This window comes from Nitratireductor sp. PBL-C9, from assembly GCF_050877045.1.
Lineage (GTDB): Bacteria > Pseudomonadota > Alphaproteobacteria > Rhizobiales > Rhizobiaceae > Nitratireductor > Nitratireductor aquimarinus.
In genome coordinates, this window is the sequence record NZ_JBPAXW010000003.1 from 278134 (window position 1) to 302128 (window position 23995).

Below are 23995 nucleotides of genomic sequence, written 5' to 3' on the forward strand. Positions count from 1 at the left end.
GTCATGAACGTCGAAGCGACTTCGGGCGCACAGCAGGCCCAGAAGGCCGGCGCCGCCCGGCAGGCCAACGCGCCGCAGACCGTCGACTACCAGTCGTTTCTGCGCCTTCTCGTGGCCGAGATGAAGAACCAGGATCCCACGAGCCCGATGGAATCCACCGACTATGTGGCCCAGCTCGCCAGCTTCTCGCAGGTGGAGCAGTCGGTGCAGGCCAATGCCAAGCTCGACCAGATCCTTCAGGCCTCGGCGCTGGCGCAGGCCGGCAGCCTGGTCGGCCGCGAAGTCACCTCCGCCGATGGCGAGATCACCGGAACGGTTGCCGAAGTGCGCCTCTACAGCGATGGCGTGATGGCCGTGCTGGAAAGCGGCGACAAGATCCCCGTCGGCCCCGGCGTTGTGATACGCTAGGCCATGAACGAAGCCGACGCCCTCGATATCGTCCAGTATGCGATCTGGACCGTTCTGGTGGCATCCAGCCCCGCGGTCATCGTCGCCATGGTGGTCGGCGTCGGCATTGCGCTTGTGCAGGCCCTGACACAGGTGCAGGAAATCACCCTTACCTTCGTGCCCAAGATCGTTGCGATCCTCGTTGCGGTGGCGTTTTCCGCACCTTTCGTCGCCTCGCAGATCTCCGGCTTCAGCAACGTCATCTTCCAGCGCATCGAGGGCGGGTTCTAGACCCAGCCTTAATTACAGCCGGCAATCCTCCCACGCTCCTCTTTCGCGCAAGCTTGAGACGCTAGCTTCGGCGCAAAGGCGTGCGAACGCCTTCCATCGAGTGGGAAGACCGGCATGGCGTTAAGCGAAGCAATCACAGGCGCAGAGACCCGAAAGCACGGCCGCGACATCGGCTTCGCAATCGGCGTCGTCATCATTCTGGCGGTGCTCTTCCTGCCCATTCCGCCATTCCTGATCGACGTCGGCCTGGCATTCTCCATCGCTCTTTCGGTTCTCATCCTCATGGTGGCGCTGTGGATCCAGCGGCCGCTGGACTTCTCGTCCTTCCCCACGATCCTGCTCATCGCAACCATGCTGCGCCTGTCGCTCAACATCGCGACAACCCGCGTTATCCTGTCGGAAGGCCACGAGGGCGCAAACGCAGCCGGCTATGTCATCGGCGGCTTCTCGCGCATGGTGATGAGCGGCGATTTCGTGATCGGCCTCATCGTCTTCATGATCCTTGTCGTGGTGAACTTCGTCGTCATCACCAAGGGCTCGACCCGTATCGCAGAGGTGGGCGCACGCTTCACGCTGGACGCCATTCCCGGCAAGCAGATGTCCATCGACGCCGACCTCTCCGCCGGCACCATCGACGACAAGGAAGCCCAGCGCCGACGCGCCGAACTCGAAGAGGAAAGCTCCTTCTTCGGCGCCATGGACGGTGCATCGAAATTCGTGCGCGGCGACGCCATTGCCGGCCTCATCATCACCGCCATCAACATCGTCGGCGGCATCGCCATCGGCTATGCGCGCCACGACATGAGCATCGGCGAGGCAGCCGACGTCTTCACCAAGCTTTCAGTGGGTGACGGTCTCGTCTCGCAGATCCCTGCGCTGATCGTTTCGCTTGCCGCCGGCCTGCTCGTTTCCAAGGGCGGCACGCGCGGCTCTGCCGATCAGGCCGTGTTCGGCCAGCTCAGCGCCTATCCCCGCGCGCTGTTCGTCGCCGCCATGCTGCTCACCGTTCTCGGTCTGGTGCCCGGCCTGCCGTTCCTTCCCTTCATCACGCTTGCCGTCATCATGGCCGCCATCGGCTACACGCTGCCGCGCCGCGCGCGTCAGCGTCAGGAAAGCGCCGACGAGGCCCAGCGTCAGGAGCAGCTCTCGCAGGAAGAAGAAGAGCGCAACTCCGTCAAATCCTCGCTCAAGACCGCGGAGATCGAACTTCTCATCGGCAAGCAGCTCTCCACGCGGCTTCTCGCCTCGCATCAGGAACTCGCCTACCGCATGGGCAAGATGCGCAAGAAATTCGCTGCGCAATACGGCTTCGTGGTCCCCGAAGTGCGCCTGACGGATGATTATACGATCCCGCCAAAGAGCTACCGCATCAAGATCCACGGCACCGTGGTGACCGAATATCAGATGCGTGTGGGCGAGTTGCTCGTGCTGGTCGGCAACAACCGGATGCCGGACATGCCCGGCGAAGAGGTCAAGGAACCCGCCTTCGGCATGCGCGCCTTCTCCGTGCCGGAGATGTTCGCCGACGATCTGAAGCGCGAGCGCTATGCGTTCGCCGACAACATGTCGGTGTTACTCACCCATCTGAGCGAAGTGATCCGCAACAACCTGCCGCAGCTTCTTTCCTACAAGGACATGAAGGCGCTGATCGAGCGGCTTGATCCGGAATACCGGAAGCTTGCCGACGAGATCTGCTCTTCGCACATCACCTATCCGGGTCTGCAGGCAGTGCTGAAACTGCTCCTTGCCGAGCGCGTCTCGATCCGCAACCTGCACCTCATCATCGAGGCCATTGCCGAAATCGCCCCCCATATCCGCCGCACCGAGCAGATCGTCGAGCATGTGCGCATCCGCATGGCGCAGCAGATCTGCGGCGATCTGACGGAAGGCAACACGCTCAAGGTGCTGCGGCTCGGCGGCCGCTGGGATCTGGCCTTCCACCAGGCGCTCAAGCGCGACGCCAAGGGCGAGATCCGCGAATTCGACATCGACCCGCGCCAGCTCGAAGAGTTCGGCCAGGATGCGAGCAAGGCAATCCGCAAGCATCTGGACGCCGGCGAGCGCTTCGTTCTCGTCACCGCGCCGGAAGCCCGTCCCTATGTGCGCATGATCACCGAGCGCCTGTTCCCCACCCTGCCGGTGCTCAGCCATGTGGAAATGGCCAAGGGCGTCGAGCTCAGCGTTCTGGGCTCCATCTCCTGATGCGGCGTCCGCCCCTTCCTTCATGCAGACCCGGCATCCACCGCCGGGTCATTCCTGCCACGGGCTGACGCGATGCTTGAAACGCCGCTCCTTGCAGCCTTTCTGGCGTTCTGCCGCATCGGCGGCTGTTTCCTGTTCATGCCGGGCCTTTCCAGCGTGCGCGTTCCCATGCAGGTGCGGCTGTTCGTGGCCGTTGCCGCCACGCTTGCCATGCTCGCGCATCTGTGGGACCTCATCACGCCGCATGTGTCGAGTGAGCCCGGACCACTTTTCCTGCTCATCGCTTCGGAACTCGCCATCGGCGCGCTGATCGGGCTCATCGCCCGGCTTTATGTCCTGTCGCTACAGTTCATCGGCACATCCATGGCGATGTTTGCCGGTTTCGGCATGGCTGCCGGCGGCACCGCAATCGAAGAAGCCGAACCGCAGCCGCCGCTTACCGCGCTCATCTCGCTGTCGGCGCTGATGCTGCTTTTCGTTCTGGACTTCCACCACGAGATCATCCGCGCGCTCGTCGTGTCCTATCAGCTCGCGCCGATCGAAAGCCTGTTCGATCCGCAGTCGGCCCTGACCGACATCACCGACACGCTCTCCGACGCCTTCTACGTGATGATCCGGCTTGGCAGCCCGTTTCTCGCCTACGCCATTCTGGTCAATCTGGGCATCGGCTTCATCAACAAGCTCACGCCGCAGATCCCGATCTACTTCATCTCCCTGCCCTTCGTGATCGCGGGCGGCCTGATCCTGCTTTATTTCGCCATTCCCTCGCTGCTCGGCCTGTTTGCCGAGGGCTTCTTCCCGATTTTCGAGGGGCGCTAGCCATGGCGACGCCACGACAAAAACGCCTCCAGAAACTGGTTCACGTGATGCAGCGCCTGAAGGACTACCATCAGGCCCAGCACGCGACCCATCTGGCGCAAGCGATTGCCGCCGAGGAAGAAGCAAAGGCCATCACCGACACGCTCGACACCGGCACGGACATGACCAACCTCTTTCCGGAACTCTATCACCGCCGGGTGGCCAGTGCGATGGAGCGCAGGCAGGCCAGCGCCGCACGCGCCCGACAAGAGGTCGGCAACATCATGCAGGCGGATGCGCGCGGCAACGCGCTGGCGCGCGCCTATCGCGAAGCCACCGACCTCGAAGAGCGCAGCGCCGCCGACAAGGAACGTCTCGAATTCATCGAGCGCCGCAGGTCAAACGAGGCTTAAGCCTCCCACAAGCTTGATCTGGGAATATGCCGGTTACAGACACGAGCGATGGAGGACGCCTTGGCGATATCGCCTCCCGGCGACATTGTTTTGAATGTGGCGCGCGCCGCAGATCCGGCCAAAGCCGCCGCCGCGAAGGAGCGGTTGCAGGCAAAGTCGGGCGCGACGGCCAGCTTCCAGGCAGTGTTCGACGCAAGACCCGTCGGCGCAACCAGAACCGACGCCAGCGCACCTTCCGATGTGGAGAAGAAGTTCGAGGCCATGGTGCTTCAGAACTTCATGCAGTCGCTCCTGCCGGAAGAGACCTCCTCCGTTTACGGCGAGGGGCTGGCCGGCGAAATGTGGCGCTCCATGCTCGCGCAACAGCTTAGCGAGTCCCTCGCCGAGCAGGGCGGGCTGGGCATCGCGCGCAATGTGCTGCGCGACTACACGGTCGAAAACGAAGAACGGGTTCCAGTGGGCGCTGTCTCGCAGACACCCGAGCAGGAAGAGGCAGGCAGGCGGGCTCTCATGTCCACCGCCATGGTCGAGGAAATCGAACGGCATGCAGCAAGGACACTCGGGGTAAACCCAGCCGCTGCCGCACGTGACGAAAAAGAGAGCTGAAGCTCAGAAACGGAACGAACCCATGTATGATATGACCTCCGCAGCCAATTCCGAGAAAGCCGCCCTGGCCATGAACCAGCATGGAGGCGCGAGCGCCTTGGCAATCATGCGCCGCATCGAGGAAACCATCGACGCCGAGACGGACGCGATCCGCAACAATCCCGGCTTCGACATCAAGGCGTCCAATGCGCGCAAGAGCCGTCATCTCTACGAACTCACCCGCGCCCTGAAAGGCGCAAATGAAGCAGGCCTCGTCAACGCACACCGCGATGCGCTGGAGCGCCTGCGCGACAAGCTCGCCGTCAATGAAGAGACCATTCGCGCCCATATGAGCGCCGTCAACGATGTGGCCGACCTCCTGCAGGAAGCCATCGAACGCGCCCAGACCGACGGCACCTATTCCGAACGCGAATTCGGGCAGGCCTCACCCGCATGATCAAGTTCGTCCTTGCAGCCCTGTGGATCTGCGCCGTCACGGTGGGAACGATGCTTTATTCGTTCCAGTTCTCACAGGCCAAGAACAGCGCCGAGCCGCCGCCCGCCTTCTTCGGCGGCCTCGACTATGTGAGCACCGACGTGATCTCGGTGCCGGTCGTGAAGAACGGCGCGGTGGATGGCTATTTCCTCGCGCGCCTGTCCTATTCGGTGGATTCCAAGAAGATCAAGGCGCTCAGCATTCCCATGGACGCCATGCTGGTGGACGAGATCTACTCCCATCTCTACGCCAACCCCACCATCGATTACGCAAGCGAAGACGGTTTTAACGTAAACGCCTTTCGCGACGGGCTGATCGAGAGCATCAATGCCCGGGTCGGCGACGAACTCGTCCATGAAGTGTTTATCGAGCAGGCCGACTATCTGTCGAAAGCGGAAATCCGCAATCAGGGAGCACGGAGCCGGCTCGGTCCGGATTCAGAGAGCAGCGCTCCGGCATCAAAATCCAGCCACTAGGGTCAGAGCTGACACTCTCGTCCTGCTCCTGAAACACCTTCTGCGAGCCAAAGATCCCAGGCCCTGAAAATCGCCATGGTTTTCAGGGCTTTTTGCTTGTCTGAGATCAGGCAAAGCCGATGGATCGCTGCCAAAATCTTCAAGACTCAGCGCGCCGAAAATAGAGATTATAATTTTAAAACTTGAAATATTATAAAGAATAAAAGCTATCGCAGGACGGCCATTTTTTGCGAAATTAGCCTAATTCGTGAACTTTTGTTTCCGAACGCCTCATTCCTGTCCAAAATCGATTTGTTTAATGCAGATATAAGGCGTTGCCTTATACAGCGAACATATGCAAACAGTCTTTTGCTACTGCGATTATCCCGGTCATTTTTCGTCCGGGGTGCAGAGCGCTGTTTCGTTGCCGCCCTTCGCGCGGGCCGAAAGAGTATATTTTGGAGATTTATAGTGACGATGACGCACACCACGGTCGATATTTCGCCGCCGACCACGGATAAGGAATATATCGAAGCTTTTGACACCGACACCAACGGTACGTGTTTACCGCCCCTGGCAACGGCCATCGGATACAAGCTGCGTCGTGCGCAGCTTGCAGTCTTCCAGGATTTTCAGAAGTCGTTCGCTTCGGTGAAGTTGCGTCCAACCGAGTTTGCGGTGCTTTCCCTGATCGCCGCAAACCCCGGCCAGAAGCAGACCGAAGTTGCAGAACAGCTCGGCATCAAGCGCGCCAATTTCGTCGCATTGATGGACTGTCTGGAAAACCGTGGCCTTGCCGAACGCCGGAAGGGCGACATAGACCGCCGCTCCCACTCTCTGCACCTCACCGAGAAGGGCGCGGATTTCATCACCGAAATCTCGAAGCTCTGGGCACAGCATGAGAAGCGGATCATCGACAAACTGGGCGGAGAGGACAACCGCAACGCCCTCATAGCCCTGCTCGACCGCCTGCTGGCTCCCAAGAAAAGAACCCCGCTACCGCGCCGGTGAACGCCAGAAAAACGTTGACGTAAACGTCAACAAATGACTAGTGTCGCCATGTCAGGCCGCACGCTCTCAGAGCGGGTGAAGCCATCGAAACAAGAAAGCGCATCCGGGTTACAGGGAGAATACGCATGGGGATGGACGCAATTGCCGAGAAGGTGAAAGCACGTGTCGCAGATTCGGGCTTTGGCAGCTCGGTGAAATTCGATTGCGGCGATGACGGTGTCATCGTCATCGACGGAAACAGCGTCTCCACCGAGAACGGTGATGCCGATTGTGTCATCAGCCTCGCCAAGGAAGACCTCGAGGCCATGATCGCGGGCGATCTCGACCCGACAGCCGCTTTCATGCAGGGAAAACTCAAGGTGGCCGGAGACATGTCCGTCGCCATGCAGCTCAGCCAGGTGCTCTAAACGACAGCTGAACAGCAGGTCTCCTGCACCATTGCAGGAACCATAACGCATCAGGGCGGATCGCTTTTGTCAGGAAAGCGCTCCGCCCTTTTTCATTTCGGAATGGCACGCAGGTCTTATCCCCAGGATCAGAACCCTAGACAACCCGCCCATGCGCCCCGGCGCGCGCGGCGATCAGGCGGCCACTCGCCTCAAGCGTCCCGGAAGCACCGGCAAGCACGCCGGGCCTGAACTCGAGCGCCTGAAAGCGTTCCGCCTCATAGGGTCCGGGCATGGCAAGCGCACCCGTCAAACTGGCCGAAAACCCGAAGCGCTCATAATAGGCGGCGTCTCCCACCAGCAGAACGGCTGCGTGCTCCAGCCGCCTGGCCTCGGCCAGCGCATGGCGCATCAGGGCCGCGCCCACTCCGCGCCCGGCAAGCGCCGTTTCGACAGCAAGCGGCCCGAGCAACAGCGCGGCAGGACCGCCCTCGCCGAGACGCACGTCCCAGAGACGCACCGACCCGATCATGAAACCATCCGCATCGCGCGCAACAAATGCCAGCCCCTCGGCCGGCACCCGGTCACGGCGCAGCGCCTCGGACGATTTCAGCCTGCGTTTCGGTCCCATGACGCGGTCGAGCAGCGCCTCGCGCTCGATCTCGTCATGCGCTGTTTCGCAAAGAATGGAAAAGGCAGGCGCAAGCGCCCCACCGACAACAGCCTGTGTCATGGCCCTGTCCTCGATGTTCTGTCGATCGCACAAATCGCCCCTGCGCGTCCGAATGGGCGCAGGGCGATCTGGAGGCAGTGTGGAATGAGAAGCCCGCGCGTTCCTGCGCGGGCCGGATGTCCGATGCGTCAGATGACGTAGGATCGGAGCGGCTCGAACCCGTTGAAGGCCACCGAAGCATAGGTCGTGGTGTAAGCGCCCGTGCCTTCGATCAGCACTTCATCGCCAATGGTCAGCGACAGCGGCAGCGGATAGGGCGTCTTCTCATACATCACGTCAGCGGAATCGCAGGTCGGGCCGGCCAGAACGCAGGGCGCGGTCTCACCGCCGTCATGCGGCGTCACCAGCGGGTAGCGGATGGCCTCGTCCATCGTCTCGGCCAGACCGCCGAACTTGCCGATGTCCAGATAGACCCAGCGCACATTGTCGTTGTCGGCCTTCTTGGAGATCAGCACGACTTCCGACTTGATGACGCCGGCATTGCCGACCATGCCGCGGCCCGGCTCGATGATGGTCTCGGGAATGCGGTTGCCGAAATGCCTGCGCAGCGCCGAGAAGATCGCCTGGCCATAGGCCTGTGCGGCCGGAACGTCGCGCAGGTAACGGGTCGGGAAGCCACCGCCCATATTGACCATGCGCAGCACGATGCCTTCGTCAGCCAGCGCGCCGAACACGCCACGGGCGTCTTCCAGCGCGCGGTCCCATGCATCGAGATCGGTCTGCTGCGAGCCGACATGGAAGGAAACGCCATAGGGGTCGAGGCCAAGCGTGCGGGCATGGCGCAGAACGTCCACGGCCATGGCCGGCACGCAGCCGAACTTGCGCGACAGCGGCCATTCAGCGCCAGCGCCGTCCGTCAGCACGCGGCAGAACACGCGCGAGCCCGGTGCGACGCGCGCAATCTTGTCCACCTCTTCCTCGCAGTCCACCGCGAACAGGCGAATGCCAAGCTCATAGGCGCGCGCAATGTCGCGCTCCTTCTTGATCGTGTTGCCGTAGGAGATGCGGTCGGGCGTCGCACCGGCGTTCAGCGCCATCTCGATTTCGGCCACCGAAGCGGTGTCGAAGCTCGAGCCCAGCTGGGCGAGCAGGCGCAGGATCTCCGGGGCCGGATTGGCCTTCACGGCGTAATAGATCCTGGAATCGGGCAGCGCCTTTTCAAAGGCGCAGTAATTGTCATGCACGACGTCGAGGTCGACGACCAGGCAGGGACCATCGGGACGGCGGGTGGCGAGGAAGTCAAGAATGCGCTGAGTGGCCATCAGTCTCTCCAATTGCGGCCCTGCTGGCCGCATTACCGAAGCTTCGAAACTGCAAATGCCGTCAGGCATCCGCGGTGGACAAAGGACGCGGCGTGCACACACTGGGGCCGGCAGGTGGAGAGCACCGGAACCAGGTCATGCGTAACGCGTATCGATGCATTCCCGCCTTGCGGCGAATATGCGCTTTGTCTGCCTCAGCTTTGGATGGGAGACCCCAACCGCACTGCCGGCAATGAAGGTGTGCCTCTTCAGTAACCCCGGCTTTTGGACAGCCGGCAGACACCAGAAAGGCCCGCACCGTCGTTGCTTCAAGATGTCCTCGATCTATCGGTTGGCCGTAAGATCGACTGGAGCGGTTAGGTCCAGGTACCGTACCGGTTTCCTCGCCATTTTCGAGGTCCGGCGGACACCCACAGGCACGTGCGACTTTGGGCAGCGCGGATATAGGGGCAACGCCTGTCACAATCAACGAAAATTTTTGTGTGCTTGAAAAAAAGTTCCTGAATGCCAACCTGTTGCCGCAGGACCCAGCGAGGAAAAACAATGACAACGACCCGCGACACGCTGAATGCTTTCCTCGACTACCCGAACATCCCCCTTCCAGCCTCCGGCGAAGGCCCGCTCAACGGGCTGACACTCGGCGTCAAGGACATCTTCGACGTGGAAGGCTACCCGACCGGCGGCGGCAATCCGGATCGCGCCAAAGCCTTTCCCGAAGCGACGGGCACCGCGCCCGCCATCCAGCGCCTGCTCGACGCCGGCGCGCAGTTCATCGGCAAGACCCAGACCGACGAGCTCACCTTCTCCATGATCGGGCTCAACGCCCACTTCCCGGCTCCGGTCAATCGCGCCGCCCCGCAGCGCTTTACCGGCGGCTCCTCTTCCGGCTCGGCTGCGGCCGTGGCCGGCGGGCTTGCCGACATCGCCGCCGGTTCGGACACCAATGGCTCCATCCGCGCGCCCGCTTCCTATTGCGGCCTGATCGGCCTGCGCACCACCCATGGGCGCATTTCACTTGAGGGTTCGATGCCGCTTGCCCCCTCCTTCGATACGTTCGGCTGGTTTGCGCGCGACGCCTCGCTCTATGCCCGTGTGGGCGATGTCCTGCTCGGTGAGGACACGCACCGGACACGCCTGACCAAGCCGGTCCGGATCGCGGAACTCGAAGCGCTTCTGTTCGGCGAGCAGGAGCGCGCCGCCTACACAAGCATGCTCCACGCAACAGGTCGTCATTTCGAGCGCGAAGCGGCGTTTCTCGCCCTTCCCGGAACGGTCGATGCGCTCTTCTCCTGCTTCCGCACCATTCAGGCTTACGAGGCCTGGCAGTCCCATGGGGATTTCATCCGCAGGGAAAAACCCCAGCTTGGGCCCGGCGTGAAGGACCGGTTCGAATTCGGCAGCCGGATCAGCGCCGAAACCGTTGCCGGGGCCCGCGCCGAACGCCACCGCTTCCAGCAGGATTTCGCAGCGCTCTTCGAAGACGACATGGTGCTGGTCATGCCCACCCAGCCAACGGTCGCCCCGCTCAAAGGTGCGACCGAGGAGGAGCTGGACCGTTTCCGCGGTCTTGCGCTCAGCCTCACCTCCATTGCCGGCCTGCTTGGCTGGCCCCAGATCACCCTCCCCCTCGGTCACGTGCATGATGCCCCCTTCGGCATCTCGCTTCTCGGGCCAGCCGGCAGCGACCGGCAGCTCATTCGCATGGCCGCAGACATTCTCTCCGGAACCTGAAGGATACGCCCTTGGACACCCTCAGCCGCATGCGCGCCTTTGTCGACGTGGTCGAAGCGGAAGGCTTCTCCGCAGCCGCCCGCAAGGTCGGCAAGTCGAAGGCCCTGCTCTCGAAATATGTGCGTGAGCTCGAAGACGAACTGGGCGCGCTGCTTCTGAACCGCACCACAAGGCAATTGTCGCTGACGGAAGCCGGCCACACCTATTACGCGCGCGCCGTGGAGCTGCTGCGCGATGTGGAAGACCTGGCTGAATCCGTGCGCGATTCCTCCGGTGACGTCCGTGGCCGCGTCCGGCTTTCCGCCCCGCGCACCTTCGCCGACGCGCCGGTCGGCCAGTCGCTGATCGATTTCGCCAAGGCGCATCCCGACATCACGCTGGAGATCAATCTGGATGACCGGTTCGTCGATCTCGTGGAAGAAGGTTTCGACCTTGCGATCCGGATCACGAAGCTCTCCGATTCCTCGCTCATCGCAAAGCGCCTCGCCCCCTTCCGCGTCGTGCTCTGCGCTTCCCCGGAGTTGATCGCCACCCATGGCGAGCCCAAGAGCCCGCAGGATCTGACCCACCTGCCCTGCATCGTCGACACCAACAGCCGCTATCGCCAGAACTGGCCCTTCCGCGACGAAGATGGCGAAATCGTCAACATCCCCGTCACCGGGCGCATCGAGGTCAACAGCCCGATGACCGCGCGCGCTGCCGCGATCTCCGGGCTGGGTTTCGCCGTCCTGCCGGACTTCATCGCCGATCCCGAGGTCGAGGCCGGCCGTCTCGTGCCCCTGCTTCAGGACAATGCCGCCAATGGCGCGGGCATCTACGCCATCTACCCGCATCGCCGATACCTTCCGGCAAAGGTGCGCGCTTTCGTCGACTATCTGGCGCGCTGGCTGAAGGAAAATTATCCCACGCGCTAACAATTGGTCTAATTTCCGCCGGGTTCGTGTAAAACACAGCACAAACGAGACGGGAGCAGACATTTCAAATGCCGACTTGCAAAAAAACCATGCTGAGAACCGGCATCGCGCTTTTGGCCATCGCCTGCGCGGCTCCCGTATTCGCGCATCCGCACGTCTTTGCCGAAGCGCGTCTCGACGTGAATGTCGACGATCAGGGCAACATCGCATCGCTGCACCATGTGTGGCGTTTCGATGATCTGTTCTCCAGCACCGTGCTGGTCGAGTTCGACAAGAACCAGGACCTCGCGCTCAGCCAGGAAGAGCTGGACGAGGTGGCAGGCGTCGTTCACGCCTCGCTTGGCGACTTCAACTATTTCCAGCTCGTCACCAGGGACGGCAAGGATGTCGCGATGGAAGCGCCGGACCGGCTCATTGCCGATTTCGTCGACAACCAGCTCATCATCCTGTTTGAATCGAAGCCCGAAGCGCCGCTCGCCCTCGACGGCAAGATTTCGCTCGGTGTCTACGACCCCACCTTCTACACAGCCATCGACTTCATCGAAGACAGCTACATGACCGTCAACAATCTGCCGGCCGGTTGCACGCAGAGCGTCGTCCGCCCCGATCCCGATGAAGCGCTCGCCCAGAACCAGCAGACGCTGACCGAGGCCTTCTTCGAAGATCCGACGGGCAACGACATGAGCAAGATTTTTGCGACCCGGCTGGAGATCGCCTGCAACAAGGACAGCTGACCCATGCTTCCATCCCGCCGTGTTGTCATCGCAGCCGCCGCGCTGACCATTCTGGCCACGGGCGCGGCCCTCGCGCAAAGCTCGCTCGGCATCGGCGCGGCAGAGCCGGCAATCACGCCGACAGGCCCCTTCGCCGGCACGCTGCAATGGATCAACACCCAGCAGCAGGCGTTCTACCGCACGCTCACCGGCGCGCTGAAAGCGATGCGGGACGATGGCAGCAATCTCTGGATCCTGATCGGCCTGTCATTTGCCTATGGCGTCTTTCACGCCGCCGGCCCCGGCCACGGCAAAGCCGTCATCTCGTCCTACATGCTGGCCAATGAAGTGGCGCTTCGGCGCGGCGTGGTTCTCTCCTTCGCCTCCGCGCTCCTGCAGGGGCTCACCGCCATTGTCCTCATGAGCATCGTCTTCCTCGCGCTGCGCGGCACCTCCATCTCCATGACAGACGCCGCCCGCTTTCTGGAAACCGTCAGTTTCGGCCTGATCGCCGTGTTCGGCGCATGGCTCCTGTGGCGCAAGCTCTCGGGCATGATGCGCAGAAGCCCGGCGCCAGAGCCCGCGCCGCAGGCCATGCACAGCCTGTCTGCCGCCCATGCCGGCAACCACGCGCATGACCACCACGATCATTCCACCTGCGGCCACGCGCATCATCACGATCACGCACATGATCATGACCACGGGCACGCTCATGGTCCGGGCGAAGTCTGCCCCTCCTGCGGCCATTCGCACGCACCCGATCCCGCCCTGCTTTCAGGCGAGCGGTTCGACTGGAAAACCGCAAGCACGGCCATTGCCGCAGTCGGCATTCGTCCCTGCTCGGGCGCGCTCATCGTGCTCACCTTCGCATTCCTGAACAGCCTGTGGCTCGGCGGCATGCTCTCGGTCATCGCCATGTCCATAGGCACGGCCATCACCGTTTCTATTCTCGCGACACTCGCGGTCACGGCCAAGAACTGGGCAATCGCGCTGTCGGGCAGCGACCGCGCCAGCAATCGCGTTCACAATGTGATCGAGATCGGCGGCGCAGCCATGGTCATGCTCCTGGGGCTCACGCTTCTGGCAGCGAGCCTCACCGCCTGAGATTTCCTGTCTGACGAAAAGGGAGCGGGGTCAGTCCCGCTTCTTCTTCTGGGCGCGCGCGCGAAGCCAGAACACGCCGAAAAACGCGAGTACGAACAGCGCCGCGAAAGTGCCCGCCGCCCAGGGCGAATACTCGCCAATGGCCAGCATGATGCGTGGCATCAGATACGCCACGATGCCAAAACCGATGAGGATGAGCGCGGCCGCGATCGCCGCCTTGCGATTTTCCGACAAGTGATCCCGTCCGTCTTCCAGATCGTCCCGCGTCCATTCCGACGCACAAAGGACCATCGCAATCATTGATGCAGCCCCGGGCATTCCCGCCCGCCTGCACGTTGCCACAACAAAAGCGCCTGCAATCAATCCGCCCCGGATCAGTCCCGGAACGCTTCCAGCCGCTTCTTCTGTCGGCCTTCCTTATCGAAATTGGCCGGATCAAGCCATCCGTCAAATGCACTTTTTAGGGCCGGCCACTCGCTGTCGAGCATGGAAAACCACGCCGTGTCACGGTTCTCACCCTTGACCACCATATGCTGCCGAAACAGCCCCTCATGGGTGAAGCCAAAGCGCTCAGCCGCCCGCCGCGAGGGTTCGTTGGCGTTGTTGCACTTCCACTCGAAGCGCCGGTAGCCCAGATCCTCAAACACATGGCGCGCCACCAGATAGAGCGCTTCGGTCGCCCGCACCGTTCGTGAAATCCCCGGCCCCCAATAGATGTTGCCCACCTCGATCACGCCATTGGCCGGATCGATGCGCATCAGCGCCTGTCGCCCGCCAACCGCGCCCGTCTCCTGATCGATCACCACATGGAAAAATGGATCGGCGCTGGCAGCCGCCTGTTCCAGCCATTCCTGAAACGCCTCACGGCTCAGCGGCGGATAATCGCCCAGCCAGCGAAACCGCTCACCGGCGTCGGGTACGGTCGAAACCGCGTAGAGCCCGTCGCCATGGCGCGCCGGATCAAGCGCCTCCAGCCGCACGGTGCGCCCCTCCAGAGCGGCGCGCCCGGGACGCGGCCTTGCTGCCCAGCCGGAGAGATCGGTCTGCATGTCGGTTTCCTCCAAAAGCGCCTTTTCTCCTGAAAAGCACGCCCGCCCTGCACAGAACAGACCCAGCTCCAGACGTAGGCTGCGCCAGAAACACCAAGAGCACCTTGGAAGAGGAAATATCAGGGTGGAAAACGGGCGGAGCGGCCACTGGTCGGCCGCCCCGCTTCGAACCGTGCTTGGGAGGAGGAAAGCCGATCCGACATCCAGAATCCTAAGCGCGAAATCGTTAACGTTTACTTAACGCAATCCCTCAAATCCCGATTATCGCGTCACGATCTCAGGCCCCATAAGGCTATAGGGCAACCATGTTGACATAAACGGTACATAGGTGACGAGGATCAGGAAGACGAACAGCACCAGCACGAAGGGCGCTGCCGCCCGCACCACCTGGATCAGACTCATGCCGGTGATACCACTCGTCACGAACAGATTGAGCCCGATCGGCGGCGTGATCATGCCGATCTCCATGTTCACCACCATGATGATGCCGAGATGCACCGGATCGACCCCAAGCTCCATGGCAATGGGAAACACCACCGGCGCAACGATCAGAAGAAGCCCCGACGGCTCCATGAACTGGCCACCCAGAAGCAGGAGCAGGTTCACGGCAATCAGGAAGGTGAACCAGGTGAAGCCCGCATCGACCATCAGGGCGGTGATCGCCTGCGGAATGCGCTCGGCGGTCAGCACATGGGCGAACAGCAGCGCGTTGACGATGATGAACATCAGCATCACCGTCGTGCGCGCGGCGTCCACCGTCACCTTGCGCGTTTCCTCGTTGAAGAAGGCGCGCAGGAAATTGCGCCCCATCAGCCCCAGATTGCGCCGCCAGATCGGCAGGCTGGCCACCAGAAGCCCCGCAAGGCCGCGGGAACCGGCCTGCTTGCCGCGCCACAGCGCATAGGCGACCATCGCCACCAGCGACAGCACGATGCCCGTCAGCGTGCGCCCCTGAAGCGTGACGCCCTCCCAGTCCGCCGTCAGGAAGAAGGTCAGGATCATCCAGACGAAGAAGAAGGCCAGCGCATAGACGGTCGCGGAGAACCCGATGCGCGCATTGACGCCATCCTCATCGCGCACCCATTGCTCGCCCTTCATCGGCCCCATGTCACGGTAGACAAAGACCGCCACCAGGAAGGAATAGACTGCGGCGACGGCCGCCGCCTCGGTCGGCGTGAAGACGCCGCCATAAATGCCACCCAGAATGATGATGATCAGGAACAGGCCCCAGCCGGCTTCCTTGCCGCCCGCAATGATCTCGCCAAAGCCCTTCCAGTCTTCCGCCGGCAGGTTGCGCACCCGCGCCATCACATAGATGGCGATCATCAGCATCAGGCCCGCCACCAGCCCCGGCACCACACCGGCCAGGAACATGCGGCCAACCGAAACATCCGTCGCCGCCGAATAGACGACCATCACGATGGACGGCGGAATGAGAATGCCGAGCGTGCCCGCATTGGCGATGATGCCGGCCGCAAACTCCTTGGTGTATCCGACCTGCCGCATGCCCGCGATGGCGATGGTGCCAATGGCCACCACCGTTGCCGGCGACGAGCCGGAAAGGGCCGCAAACATCATGCAGGCCAGAACCGACGCCATGGCCAGACCGCCACGGAAATGACCGACCGAGGCGATGGCGAAGCGGATGATGCGCCGCGCCACACCGCCCGTCGACATGAAGGCGGACGCCAGAATGAAGAACGGAATGGCAAGCAGCGTGTAGTTCTGCGACGCGGTGAACAGCTGCAGCGCCACCGACGATATGGAATCGCTGGAAAAGAACGCGATGATGATCAGTGACGAAAGGCCGAGCGCCACCGCCACGGGAACGCCCATGAACAGAAGGAACAGGACGAGGATGAACAGAATGGCTGGTTCCATCGCCGCTACTCCTTCAACGCGTCTTTGTTTTCGGCGACCAGATCCTCGGCCTCATGGCCGGCAATGATCAGATCGCGCTCGCCACGGGCAATGCTCACCACGCCCTGCAACGCGCGGAAAGCGAGCAGCGCAAGCCCGACCGGCAGCATCAGATAGGCCACCCAGCGCTGCACACGGTCCTGCAGCCCAAAGGCCTCCTGCATCCACAGGGGATAGCGCAGATCATCGAGGCCGGTGCCCCGGTCGAACATGAATTTCCAGTAGCCGATGGCCCCGGTCTGCCGCCAGTTGGTGGAGACATCCGCGCCGACCAGCGTCATCCAGCCCGCATAGAGCAGGATGAAGGCATAGAGGAAGACACACACCGCCCCGAAGATCGCCGCCAGCTTGAAGAGCCGCGACGGCATCATGCGGATAAAGGCATCGACCCCCAGATGGATGCCGTTCTTCACGCCATAGCTCATGCCGAAAAGGATCATCCAGGCAAACAGGATGCGCGTGAATTCCAGCGCACCGCCCCAGCCACTGTTGAAGCCGTAACGCGCGATCACCTGCGTGAACGAAACGAATGTGATGGCTGCCAGAAGAATGGCGAGAATGTTTTCCTCAAACCGCCCCACCGCATCGGGATAACGCCGTTCCAGCACGAACAGCACAATCACGAGGGCGACGAGTCCGAGCGCCGGCCACAAGAGCGCCATGTTTTCCTCCCGAAAACACCTGCCACAAGACCGCCCGCTGAAAGCGGACGGCCCTGCAAGGCGCGGCGAGGGGAAACGCCGCGCCGGGATTGGTTATGGGATCAGGAGCCGCTGGAAGCAGCAGACTCGATCAGCTCCGCGCCGATGTCGCCTTCGAACTGCGTCCATACCGGCTTCATGGTCTCAACCCATACGGCGCGCTGCTCGGGCGTGAGCTCGCGGATCGTGCCGCCTGCATCCAGAATGTTCTGGCGGCAGGTCGCTTCCTGCTCGGCAACATTGTTGTTCGCCGTCGTGGTCACCTCTTCCACGATGGCCACGAACTGATCGCGCACCGCCGGATCGAGACTCTCAAGCCATTCGGTCGAGGTTACGAGAAGATAGGCAAGGAGCTGGTGGTTGGTCTGGGAGATGCCGTCCTGCACCTCGAAGAATTTTTGGGTGTAGATGTTGCACCAGCTGTTTTCCTGGCCGTCCACAACGCCCGTCTGCAACGCGCCATAGACTTCCTTGAAGGCGAGCTTCTGCGCCGATGCACCCATGGCCTCGATCATGGCGACGGCCACGTCGGAGGTCTGCACACGGAACTTCAGCCCCGCCGCGTCCTGCGGCTCGATCAGCGGCTTGCCAGCCGAAAACTGCTTGAGGCCCGAAGACCAGAAGCCAAGCCCCTCATAGCCCTCGTCTTCCATAACCTTCAAAAGCCCGTGCCCTTCCTCGGAGCCGATGAAGCTGTTCACCGCATCCAGTGTGGGGAACAGGAACGGAAGGTCAAACAGGCGGTATTTCAGCGTGTAGGCCTCGAATTTCGCAAGCGAGGGGGCAGCGAGCTGCACATCGCCCAGAAGCAGGGCTTCCATCACCTTGTCATCGTCGTAAAGCGTCGAGTTCGGGAACACTTCCATACAGGCGGTTCCGTTCATCTCCTCATTCACGCGCTCGGCAAGAAGCGTCGCTGCATCGCCCTTGGGGTGGCCCTTGTCGGCAACCACATGGCTGAACTTGATGACCATTTCGCCATCGTCACACTGGGCCTGGGCCTGCGTGGCTAAAGCGGTCAGGGCAAGCGCCGACACGGCGCCAATCAGAAATCGCATGAGTGTCTCCTCCACTGTGCACGCCCCGTCATGCGCGTCATACGCGACGGGTCATCCAATGCGGCCTTTTCCGGCCGCCTCATTCTAGTTCTTGGGTGCTACCTTGTTCTTGGGCATTGCACGAAAGGCACACGCCATCCGAGCACCGCTATAATTGTATCCTGTGATACGGGTGCCCTGAAATCAAGCGAGAGGAGGAGCCCTCAATGGGTTTCGCTCTTATGCTTTAGTCTGAGTAGTCGCGTTCGTCGGCGATAACCTTGCCGTCGCGCGGCAGGCTTCCGGGCTCCGCCAGATGCACCTGTCCGCCAACCTTGGTCACCTCGCGCAGCGTCGCCTCAATGGCGGCTGCGTCCGGCTCAGCGCCCGCATGCGCCTCCACATGCAGGGCCATCGCATCGCTTGCGCCATCGCGCGTCACCACCAGCCGCGCCCGTTCAACCGCGCCATGCCGGCGGATCAGCTCCGCGATCTGCTTCGGGTCGATGAACATGCCCTTGACCTTGGTGCGCTGGTCGGCGCGCCCCATCCAGCCCCGGATGCGCATGTTTGTGCGCCCGCAGGGGCTTTCCCCCGGCATGATTGCCGAGAGATCGCCAGTGCCCAGCCGCACAAGCGGATAGGCAGGATTGAGCGATGTGACCACCACCTCCCCGACCTCGCCTTCCGACACCGGATCGTCAGTGCCCGGCCGCACGATCTCCACGATCAGATTCTCGTTCAAGACCATGCCCGGCAGCGGCGCACCGTCCTGCCCGGAGGTTTCATATGCGATCACCCCGAACTCCGCCGTCGCATAGCATTGCAGCACCGAAATGCCGCGCGCGCGATAGGCTTCCCGCATTGAGGGAAACAGCGCACCACCGGAAACAAGGCCGATGCGGATGGATGAGAGGTTCCTGCCATCCCTGTCCGCGCGCTCCAGCATGATCTGCAGAAAGTCAGGCGTTCCCGCATAGACGTCGGGCCGAAACGCCTCTGCCGCCTCCACCTGCATGTCGGTGTTGCCGGTGCCGGCGGGAAACACCGCACAGCCCAGCGCCCGCGCGCCCGTGTCGAGCACGAAGCCGCCCGGCGTCATGTGATAGGCAAAGGCGTTGTGCACGCGCGCACCCGGCCGCACACCGGCGGCAAAGAAGGCGCGGGCCGCCTGCCAGGGATCGGCCCCGGCTCCCTGAATCTCCCAGATCGGCCCCGGCGACATGAACACCCGCGCACCCTCCAGCGCATCCGGGTCGACAAACCCGCCAAAAGGCGGGTTCTGCTTCTGTCGTTCCAGAAGCTCCGGCTTGCGCAGCACAGGCAGGCTGGCAAGAGCCTGCCGATCCACGATTTTTGAGAGATCATGGCCGGAGAGCCAGTCCGCAAGGCCTTCAGCTTTGCCAACGGCGTCGCTCAGAAAGCGCGGCAGGCGTGAAAACAAATCATGCTCGCGCTCCGCCGGATCGCGGATTTCCAGCGCATCGAAATGCGGTGACATGGCTCCTCCCCCATGGGTTCAGGCCATGTTATCGCAACAATCGCACCCAGCGGGCAAGATCGACCAAGGTAATGAGTGCCGCCGCCAGATAGGTCAGCGCCGCCGCCTTCAGCACCGAGCGCACGGCCGGCATATCCGTCTCTGAGACATAGGCCCCCTTCTCCAGAACCGGCAGCGCCTTGCCGAAACTGGCGTCCAGCTCTACCGGCAGCGTGGCGAGCGTCACCAGAACGCGCACCGAAAGGAGCCCTACCCCGACCGCGAGAAGCGCCACCAGCGCCATGGGCGTGCGGGCCAGAATGGCGAGAAAAGGCGCAGCGATGAAGAAGATGCCCGCCGCCTTGTCCGTCACCATGGCAAAGCGCGCAAGCCCCTGCCACGCCCTGAAGGAGCGTTCGCCATTTGCGTGCTGAACCGCGTGCGAAACCTCATGCGCGGCAACGGCCACCGCCGTCAGCGAACGCCCGGAATATACATTTTCGGAAAGACGGACCGCCCGCGCCTGCGGGTCGTAATGGTCGCCCCGGTCACTGGTTTCGACGGGAACATCCGGCAGCGAGAAACGGTCGAGCAGATGGCGGGCAAGCTCCCCGCCGTTTCCGGGAATGTCCGGTCGGTCATCCCCGTGCTTTGCCAGCGTGTGCCGCACCCAGAATTGCGGCAACACGATCACGGCAAGCAGAAGAAGGGCGAGGACGGCAAACAGCATGTGTCGCGGCTCGTCCCCGCCCCTTCAAGGTTCAGGAAACGCCGGATGCGCGGTTGAGAACGAAGTTCGTTCCGTTGGCCAGCGTGCAGTTCATCCGGTCGCTAGAGGCCAGAAGGCATGTGGCTGCCGTCTGCTGCTGGCTCTTCAGCGAATAGAAGGAAAGCTCGATGGTCTGCCCGCCACGGTGCGAGTACGACCCCTCGGTCAGCACTTCACCGGTCTGGATCGAGCGGGAGCTGAAGCGTCCGCCCTGCAGGGTCGAAACGGCCACACCGTCCGTGCCCATCCACTGCCCTTCGACGCCGGTCTGCCGCGCCATGCGCGGGCCGCCGCCGCTGCCCATATCGGTCTGACAACCAGCCACCGCCAGTGCAGCCGCCACCGCTCCAAGCGTCAAAATATTACGTGTTCTCATAGCCTTGGCCTCCTGTCGCCAACCGGCTCCTGCCGGTCGCGCACCGTCTTTTCATCAGGCCCGGCCCCCGGCAGGGACCGAACTATACCCGTTTCAATTGCCCGATTTTGCCGGCATTGCAAGCGCAGCGCGCCGCCTGACGCTCAGCGCACGAGAATGTTGCGGAACTGCCACGGGTCGGATTCGTCCAGATCTTCAGGGAAGAGGCCCGGCCTTCCCTCAAGCGGCGTCCAGTCGGTGTAATAGCCCTTCACCGGCCCGAGATAAGGCAGCTGCACTTCGAGGCAGCGGCGGTAATCCACCTCGTCCGCCTCGACGATGCCGGCTTCCGGGTTCTCCAGCGCCCACACCATGCCTGCGAGCACGGCGGAGGTAACCTGCAGTCCCGTCGCGTTCTGGTAGGGCGCGAGCTTGCGGGCCTCTTCCAGCGTCAGCTGCGAGCCGAACCAGTAGGCATTCTTGTCATGGCCGTAGAGCAGCACGCCCAGCTCGTCCATGCCGTCGACCAGCTCGTTCTCATCCAGCACATGCTGCTCGGGCTGCGCCTTGCCTTCCGCACCGAACATCTCGTGTAACGAAAGCACGGCGTCGTTGCAGGGGTGATAGGCGTAATTGCAGGTCGGGCGGTAGACCAGCTTGCCCTTCTTGTCGCGCACGGTGAAGAAATCCGCGATGGAGATGGATTCATTGTGCGTGACGAGAAAACCGTATTGCGGGCCGGGCGTCGGGCACCAGCTGCGCACCCGCGTGTTCGCGCCCGGCTGCTCCAGAAAGATGGCCGCCTTGTTGCCCTTCTTCTGCTTGCGCGCGTTTTTCGGCGTCCACTTCTCATGCGTGCCCCAACCCAGTTCCGCCGGCTGCAGCCCCTCGGCCACGAAACCCTCCACCGACCAGGTGTTCCAGAACACGTTCATGGGCTTCGGGTTCTTCGCGCGCTGGGTGTCGCGCTCGGCGATGTGGATGCCCTTCACACCGCATTTCTTCATGAGCTTCGCCCAGCCCTCGCGGTCATCGAATGCGGGCTCCTCGAATTTTAGCCCAAGATCGCCGGCAAGGTTCACCAGCCCCTGCTTCACGAACCACGAAACCATGCCCGGATTGGCCCCGCAGGTGGAAACGGCCGTGGTTCCGCCCGGGTTCTTGGCCTTTTCCCGCCGCACCGTCTCACGCAGCGCATAATTGGTGCGCGAGGCATTGTCGGCCTTGTCGTCGAAATAGAAGCCAAGCCACGGCTCGACCACCGTATCGACATAGAGCACGCCGAGCTTGCGACAGAGCTTCATAAGGTCGAGCGAGGACGTGTCCACCGAGAGATTGACGCAAAAGCCCTGCCCTTCGCCCTCGGTCAGAAGCGGCTTGAGCAGCTCCTTGTAATTGTCTTTGGTGACATGCGCCTGCACGTAGCGGATGCCGCGGTCGTCCAGCAGCTTGCGGTCGGTATCGACCGGGTCGATCACCACCATGCGCGTCTTGTCGAATTTGAAATGGCGCTCGATCAGCGGCAGCGTGCCGCGCCCGATAGAACCGAACCCGATCATCACGATCGGTCCGGTGATTTCACCATGGATGGGCCAGTCGTTAGCAGCCATTGCGCGCCTCTCCGAAACAGAATGTCTGAATTTCCAAAACATATAAGCCTGTCATAATAAAGAGCAAAAACGGTTCTGGTTCAGACAGGCTTTGTTATTCCTTAAGAGCATCCAGCCTGTCGACCGTGCGCGAGATGGCGCATTCGATGATCTCGAATTCGGCAACCCCGTGCACCGCGAAGGGATCTTCCGCAAGACACGCTTCCAGCGCCGCACGCTCGCCCCGCGCCAGGATCACCCCGCCGGTGCGCGGCACCTTGCGCCCGGAGGCAATGAAAATGCCGTCGGCATAGCAGCGGTCCAGCCACGCCATATGACCGGCCATATGCGGCTCGACCTCTTCGACCGGAACCACATAGCGCAGCGAAACAATGAACATGCCCTGATCTCCAATAACAATTCCAGGAAAAGCGGGAACCGCTCTAATTCTCGATTTTCGCGAAGCGCGCCTTCACTAGCGCTTCCTCATATTCACCCCGGGCAGTGGAATCGAACACGACCCCGCCGCCCACATTGTAGATCGCAGACCCGTCTTCAAAGAGCGAAACCGTGCGGATCGCCACGTTGAACCGCATCGTGCCATCGGGCGCGACCCAGCCGACCGAGCCGCAATAGGCCTCGCGCGGCCCCGCCTCCAGCGCATGCAGGATTTCCATCGCGCGTATCTTGGGCGCGCCCGTCACCGAGCCGCAGGGAAAAAGCGCCGAAAAGATCTCGCGCAGCCCCGTCCCCGGCGTCAGCCGCGCCCGAACCCGGCTCACCATCTGGTGCACCGTCTGATAGGTCTCCACATGGAACAGCTCCGGCACGTCCAGCGTACCCACCTCGCTGATGCGCGAAATGTCGTTGCGCAGCAGGTCGACGATCATCCGGTTTTCGGCCTGGTTCTTCGGATCGTTGCGCAGAAAATCCTTCAGCGCCGCATCCTCGTCCGGCGTCTCGCCACGCGGCGCGGTTCCCTTCATCGGCATGGTCTCGATCCAGCCATCGCGCGAAACCTGAAAAAACAGTTCCGGCGAGCGCGAAACGATGACCGGCCAGCCAAGATCCAAAAGCGCCGCATAACGCACGGGCTGGCGCGCGCCGAGCGCATCGAACAGCGCCGCCGGTTCCCCCTCCCAGCGCGCATGGACCGGAAAGGTCAGGTTCGCCTGATAGCAGTCGCCTGCGCGCAGATGCGCATGCAGCCGCTCAAAACGCGGAGCGTAATCCCCGAAGGTCCAGAGCGGCTCCGCATCGCCAAGCGCCGCATCGCGCACATCAAGCACGGGCCGCACCGCGCGTTCTTCCGGCGCGTCAAACACGCCGAAACACAAAAGCGGCCCCCGCCGCCCTGCTTGCTGTAGCCCTTCCGGCAGGAGCGGCTTCAGCTTCGGCTCCAGCAGATAGCCGGCCTCGTAGGCCATGTATCCGGCAAGCCAGAACCCGTCGCTCCGCGCCTTCTCGGCACGGGCGAGCATGTCGTCAAATGACCGGGCGTCCCACGCGATCAGAACATCGCGCGGGCGGGAGAAGAAAAGCTCCCGCCCGGCCATGTCGTCTCGAAAAAGAGCCTGCCCCCGAAGGTCCGTCAGCATCGGGTCGAACGCGCCC

27 protein-coding genes are annotated in these 23995 nt (G+C 62.4%); 14 read left to right on the forward strand and 13 right to left on the reverse strand.

Translation table 11 applies throughout. The features are described from left to right. Nucleotides 1-3 precede the first annotated feature (3 nt). The 10 genes from flgD (at nucleotide 4) to ACRTG1_RS08905 (ending at nucleotide 7045) form a co-directional block, all read left to right on the forward strand. Entirely contained in the window at nucleotides 4-408 is a 405-nt protein-coding gene (flgD, locus tag ACRTG1_RS08860; RefSeq protein WP_206544156.1) for a flagellar hook assembly protein FlgD, read from the forward strand. 3 nt (nucleotides 409-411) lie between these two features. Beyond that, nucleotides 412-678, forward strand: a complete 267-nt coding sequence (gene fliQ, locus ACRTG1_RS08865; RefSeq protein ID WP_007008607.1) for a flagellar biosynthesis protein FliQ — start codon at nucleotides 412-414, stop codon at nucleotides 676-678. A 114-nt stretch (nucleotides 679-792) separates the two neighbouring features. Then, nucleotides 793-2880, forward strand: a complete 2088-nt coding sequence (flhA, locus tag ACRTG1_RS08870) for a flagellar biosynthesis protein FlhA (protein WP_113152893.1) — start codon at nucleotides 793-795, stop codon at nucleotides 2878-2880. 72 nt (nucleotides 2881-2952) lie between these two features. Further along, nucleotides 2953-3699 carry a flagellar biosynthetic protein FliR gene (gene fliR, locus ACRTG1_RS08875; protein ID WP_113152894.1) on the forward strand — a complete coding sequence of 249 codons (747 nt, stop codon included), beginning with the start codon at nucleotides 2953-2955 and terminating at the stop codon, nucleotides 3697-3699. A 2-nt stretch (nucleotides 3700-3701) separates the two neighbouring features. Beyond that, nucleotides 3702-4091, forward strand: coding sequence for a hypothetical protein (locus ACRTG1_RS08880; RefSeq protein WP_206553699.1), 390 nt, complete (start codon nucleotides 3702-3704; stop codon nucleotides 4089-4091). Between the two features lie 60 nt (nucleotides 4092-4151). Beyond that, nucleotides 4152-4697 (forward strand): rod-binding protein, encoded by a 546-nt coding sequence (locus ACRTG1_RS08885; protein ID WP_222473995.1) that lies wholly within the window; start codon nucleotides 4152-4154, stop codon nucleotides 4695-4697. A 22-nt stretch (nucleotides 4698-4719) separates the two neighbouring features. Beyond that, complete coding sequence (locus ACRTG1_RS08890; protein WP_432516100.1) at nucleotides 4720-5133, forward strand: hypothetical protein; 414 nt, start codon at nucleotides 4720-4722, stop codon at nucleotides 5131-5133. Then, the gene (locus tag ACRTG1_RS08895; protein ID WP_206553701.1) at nucleotides 5130-5648 is read left to right on the forward strand and encodes a hypothetical protein; all 519 of its coding nucleotides are present in this window, start codon (nucleotides 5130-5132) and stop codon (nucleotides 5646-5648) included. The genes ACRTG1_RS08890 and ACRTG1_RS08895 overlap by 4 nt, the downstream gene beginning before the upstream one ends. Nucleotides 5649-6104: 456 nt before the next feature. Further along, entirely contained in the window at nucleotides 6105-6638 is a 534-nt protein-coding gene (locus ACRTG1_RS08900; RefSeq protein ID WP_113152898.1) for a MarR family winged helix-turn-helix transcriptional regulator, read from the forward strand. 125 nt (nucleotides 6639-6763) lie between these two features. Further along, nucleotides 6764-7045 carry an SCP2 sterol-binding domain-containing protein gene (locus tag ACRTG1_RS08905; RefSeq protein ID WP_113152899.1) on the forward strand — a complete coding sequence of 94 codons (282 nt, stop codon included), beginning with the start codon at nucleotides 6764-6766 and terminating at the stop codon, nucleotides 7043-7045. Nucleotides 7046-7181: 136 nt separating this feature from the next. Here ACRTG1_RS08905 and ACRTG1_RS08910 read toward each other — a convergent pair whose 3' ends face one another. Then, the gene (locus ACRTG1_RS08910; protein WP_432516101.1) at nucleotides 7182-7757 is read right to left on the reverse strand and encodes a GNAT family N-acetyltransferase; all 576 of its coding nucleotides are present in this window, start codon (nucleotides 7755-7757) and stop codon (nucleotides 7182-7184) included. Nucleotides 7758-7885: 128 nt separating this feature from the next. Continuing rightward, nucleotides 7886-9019: an ornithine/lysine decarboxylase gene (gene odc2, locus ACRTG1_RS08915; protein WP_432516102.1), complete on the reverse strand. Its 1134-nt coding sequence runs from the start codon at nucleotides 9017-9019 to the stop codon at nucleotides 7886-7888. 543 nt (nucleotides 9020-9562) lie between these two features. Here odc2 and ACRTG1_RS08920 point away from each other — a divergent pair. From ACRTG1_RS08920 to ACRTG1_RS08935, 4 genes are all read left to right on the forward strand, one after another. After that, entirely contained in the window at nucleotides 9563-10750 is a 1188-nt protein-coding gene (locus ACRTG1_RS08920; protein ID WP_113152902.1) for an amidase, read from the forward strand. Nucleotides 10751-10761: 11 nt separating this feature from the next. Further along, nucleotides 10762-11664: a LysR family transcriptional regulator gene (locus ACRTG1_RS08925; protein WP_113152903.1), complete on the forward strand. Its 903-nt coding sequence runs from the start codon at nucleotides 10762-10764 to the stop codon at nucleotides 11662-11664. 89 nt (nucleotides 11665-11753) lie between these two features. After that, nucleotides 11754-12398 (forward strand): DUF1007 family protein, encoded by a 645-nt coding sequence (locus ACRTG1_RS08930; RefSeq protein ID WP_432516103.1) that lies wholly within the window; start codon nucleotides 11754-11756, stop codon nucleotides 12396-12398. Between the two features lie 3 nt (nucleotides 12399-12401). Beyond that, the gene (locus ACRTG1_RS08935; RefSeq protein WP_432516104.1) at nucleotides 12402-13481 is read left to right on the forward strand and encodes a nickel/cobalt transporter; all 1080 of its coding nucleotides are present in this window, start codon (nucleotides 12402-12404) and stop codon (nucleotides 13479-13481) included. 30 nt (nucleotides 13482-13511) lie between these two features. On the opposite strand, the gene ACRTG1_RS08940 is transcribed toward ACRTG1_RS08935, so the two are convergent. From ACRTG1_RS08940 to ACRTG1_RS08990, 11 genes are all read right to left on the reverse strand, one after another. After that, on the reverse strand, nucleotides 13512-13715 hold the full coding sequence (locus tag ACRTG1_RS08940) for a hypothetical protein (protein WP_432516208.1): 204 nt from the start codon (nucleotides 13713-13715) through the stop codon (nucleotides 13512-13514). Nucleotides 13716-13855: 140 nt separating this feature from the next. Continuing rightward, a complete protein-coding gene (locus tag ACRTG1_RS08945) occupies nucleotides 13856-14530 on the reverse strand; it encodes a GNAT family N-acetyltransferase (protein ID WP_432516105.1) in 675 nt (224 codons plus the stop codon). Between the two features lie 261 nt (nucleotides 14531-14791). After that, a complete protein-coding gene (locus tag ACRTG1_RS08950) occupies nucleotides 14792-16411 on the reverse strand; it encodes a TRAP transporter large permease (protein ID WP_206544164.1) in 1620 nt (539 codons plus the stop codon). A gap of 5 nt (nucleotides 16412-16416) precedes the next feature. After that, on the reverse strand, nucleotides 16417-17112 hold the full coding sequence (locus ACRTG1_RS08955) for a TRAP transporter small permease (RefSeq protein WP_206544165.1): 696 nt from the start codon (nucleotides 17110-17112) through the stop codon (nucleotides 16417-16419). A 101-nt stretch (nucleotides 17113-17213) separates the two neighbouring features. After that, entirely contained in the window at nucleotides 17214-18209 is a 996-nt protein-coding gene (locus tag ACRTG1_RS08960) for a DctP family TRAP transporter solute-binding subunit (RefSeq protein ID WP_206547800.1), read from the reverse strand. Nucleotides 18210-18435: 226 nt separating this feature from the next. Continuing rightward, on the reverse strand, nucleotides 18436-19689 hold the full coding sequence (locus tag ACRTG1_RS08965; RefSeq protein ID WP_432516106.1) for a phenylacetate--CoA ligase family protein: 1254 nt from the start codon (nucleotides 19687-19689) through the stop codon (nucleotides 18436-18438). A 28-nt stretch (nucleotides 19690-19717) separates the two neighbouring features. Next, nucleotides 19718-20398: a zinc metallopeptidase gene (locus ACRTG1_RS08970; RefSeq protein ID WP_432516107.1), complete on the reverse strand. Its 681-nt coding sequence runs from the start codon at nucleotides 20396-20398 to the stop codon at nucleotides 19718-19720. A 31-nt stretch (nucleotides 20399-20429) separates the two neighbouring features. Further along, a complete protein-coding gene (locus ACRTG1_RS08975; protein ID WP_113152910.1) occupies nucleotides 20430-20813 on the reverse strand; it encodes a hypothetical protein in 384 nt (127 codons plus the stop codon). Nucleotides 20814-20956: 143 nt separating this feature from the next. After that, the gene (locus ACRTG1_RS08980; protein ID WP_206544168.1) at nucleotides 20957-22402 is read right to left on the reverse strand and encodes a homospermidine synthase; all 1446 of its coding nucleotides are present in this window, start codon (nucleotides 22400-22402) and stop codon (nucleotides 20957-20959) included. Between the two features lie 94 nt (nucleotides 22403-22496). Next, on the reverse strand, nucleotides 22497-22781 hold the full coding sequence (locus ACRTG1_RS08985) for a YciI family protein (RefSeq protein WP_206544169.1): 285 nt from the start codon (nucleotides 22779-22781) through the stop codon (nucleotides 22497-22499). Between the two features lie 43 nt (nucleotides 22782-22824). Then, nucleotides 22825-23979 carry an aminodeoxychorismate synthase component I gene (locus ACRTG1_RS08990; RefSeq protein WP_432516108.1) on the reverse strand — a complete coding sequence of 385 codons (1155 nt, stop codon included), beginning with the start codon at nucleotides 23977-23979 and terminating at the stop codon, nucleotides 22825-22827. Between the last annotated feature and the right edge of the window lie 16 nt (nucleotides 23980-23995).

What these genes read in the sequence shown, in the direction of transcription:
- ACRTG1_RS08905 (WP_113152899.1), top strand. Translation starts at nt 6,764, where the DNA reads ATGGGGATGGACGCAATTGCCGAGAAGGTGAAAGCACGTGTCGCAGAT.
- ACRTG1_RS08950 (WP_206544164.1), bottom strand. Translation starts at nt 16,411, where the DNA reads ATGGAACCAGCCATTCTGTTCATCCTCGTCCTGTTCCTTCTGTTCATG.
- ACRTG1_RS08985 (WP_206544169.1), bottom strand. Translation starts at nt 22,781, where the DNA reads ATGTTCATTGTTTCGCTGCGCTATGTGGTTCCGGTCGAAGAGGTCGAG.
- ACRTG1_RS08880 (WP_206553699.1), top strand. Translation starts at nt 3,702, where the DNA reads ATGGCGACGCCACGACAAAAACGCCTCCAGAAACTGGTTCACGTGATG.
- flgD (WP_206544156.1), top strand. Translation starts at nt 4, where the DNA reads ATGAACGTCGAAGCGACTTCGGGCGCACAGCAGGCCCAGAAGGCCGGC.
- ACRTG1_RS08935 (WP_432516104.1), top strand. Translation starts at nt 12,402, where the DNA reads ATGCTTCCATCCCGCCGTGTTGTCATCGCAGCCGCCGCGCTGACCATT.
- ACRTG1_RS08945 (WP_432516105.1), bottom strand. Translation starts at nt 14,530, where the DNA reads ATGCAGACCGATCTCTCCGGCTGGGCAGCAAGGCCGCGTCCCGGGCGC.
- ACRTG1_RS08990 (WP_432516108.1), bottom strand. Translation starts at nt 23,979, where the DNA reads ATGCTGACGGACCTTCGGGGGCAGGCTCTTTTTCGAGACGACATGGCC.
- flhA (WP_113152893.1), top strand. Translation starts at nt 793, where the DNA reads ATGGCGTTAAGCGAAGCAATCACAGGCGCAGAGACCCGAAAGCACGGC.
- ACRTG1_RS08960 (WP_206547800.1), bottom strand. Translation starts at nt 18,209, where the DNA reads ATGCGATTTCTGATTGGCGCCGTGTCGGCGCTTGCCCTGACCGCTTTA.
- fliR (WP_113152894.1), top strand. Translation starts at nt 2,953, where the DNA reads ATGCTTGAAACGCCGCTCCTTGCAGCCTTTCTGGCGTTCTGCCGCATC.
- ACRTG1_RS08910 (WP_432516101.1), bottom strand. Translation starts at nt 7,757, where the DNA reads ATGACACAGGCTGTTGTCGGTGGGGCGCTTGCGCCTGCCTTTTCCATT.
- odc2 (WP_432516102.1), bottom strand. Translation starts at nt 9,019, where the DNA reads ATGGCCACTCAGCGCATTCTTGACTTCCTCGCCACCCGCCGTCCCGAT.
- ACRTG1_RS08895 (WP_206553701.1), top strand. Translation starts at nt 5,130, where the DNA reads ATGATCAAGTTCGTCCTTGCAGCCCTGTGGATCTGCGCCGTCACGGTG.
- ACRTG1_RS08970 (WP_432516107.1), bottom strand. Translation starts at nt 20,398, where the DNA reads ATGCTGTTTGCCGTCCTCGCCCTTCTTCTGCTTGCCGTGATCGTGTTG.
- fliQ (WP_007008607.1), top strand. Translation starts at nt 412, where the DNA reads ATGAACGAAGCCGACGCCCTCGATATCGTCCAGTATGCGATCTGGACC.
- ACRTG1_RS08890 (WP_432516100.1), top strand. Translation starts at nt 4,720, where the DNA reads ATGTATGATATGACCTCCGCAGCCAATTCCGAGAAAGCCGCCCTGGCC.
- ACRTG1_RS08980 (WP_206544168.1), bottom strand. Translation starts at nt 22,402, where the DNA reads ATGGCTGCTAACGACTGGCCCATCCATGGTGAAATCACCGGACCGATC.
- ACRTG1_RS08920 (WP_113152902.1), top strand. Translation starts at nt 9,563, where the DNA reads ATGACAACGACCCGCGACACGCTGAATGCTTTCCTCGACTACCCGAAC.
- ACRTG1_RS08955 (WP_206544165.1), bottom strand. Translation starts at nt 17,112, where the DNA reads ATGGCGCTCTTGTGGCCGGCGCTCGGACTCGTCGCCCTCGTGATTGTG.
- ACRTG1_RS08930 (WP_432516103.1), top strand. Translation starts at nt 11,754, where the DNA reads ATGCTGAGAACCGGCATCGCGCTTTTGGCCATCGCCTGCGCGGCTCCC.
- ACRTG1_RS08965 (WP_432516106.1), bottom strand. Translation starts at nt 19,689, where the DNA reads ATGTCACCGCATTTCGATGCGCTGGAAATCCGCGATCCGGCGGAGCGC.
- ACRTG1_RS08900 (WP_113152898.1), top strand. Translation starts at nt 6,105, where the DNA reads ATGACGCACACCACGGTCGATATTTCGCCGCCGACCACGGATAAGGAA.
- ACRTG1_RS08975 (WP_113152910.1), bottom strand. Translation starts at nt 20,813, where the DNA reads ATGAGAACACGTAATATTTTGACGCTTGGAGCGGTGGCGGCTGCACTG.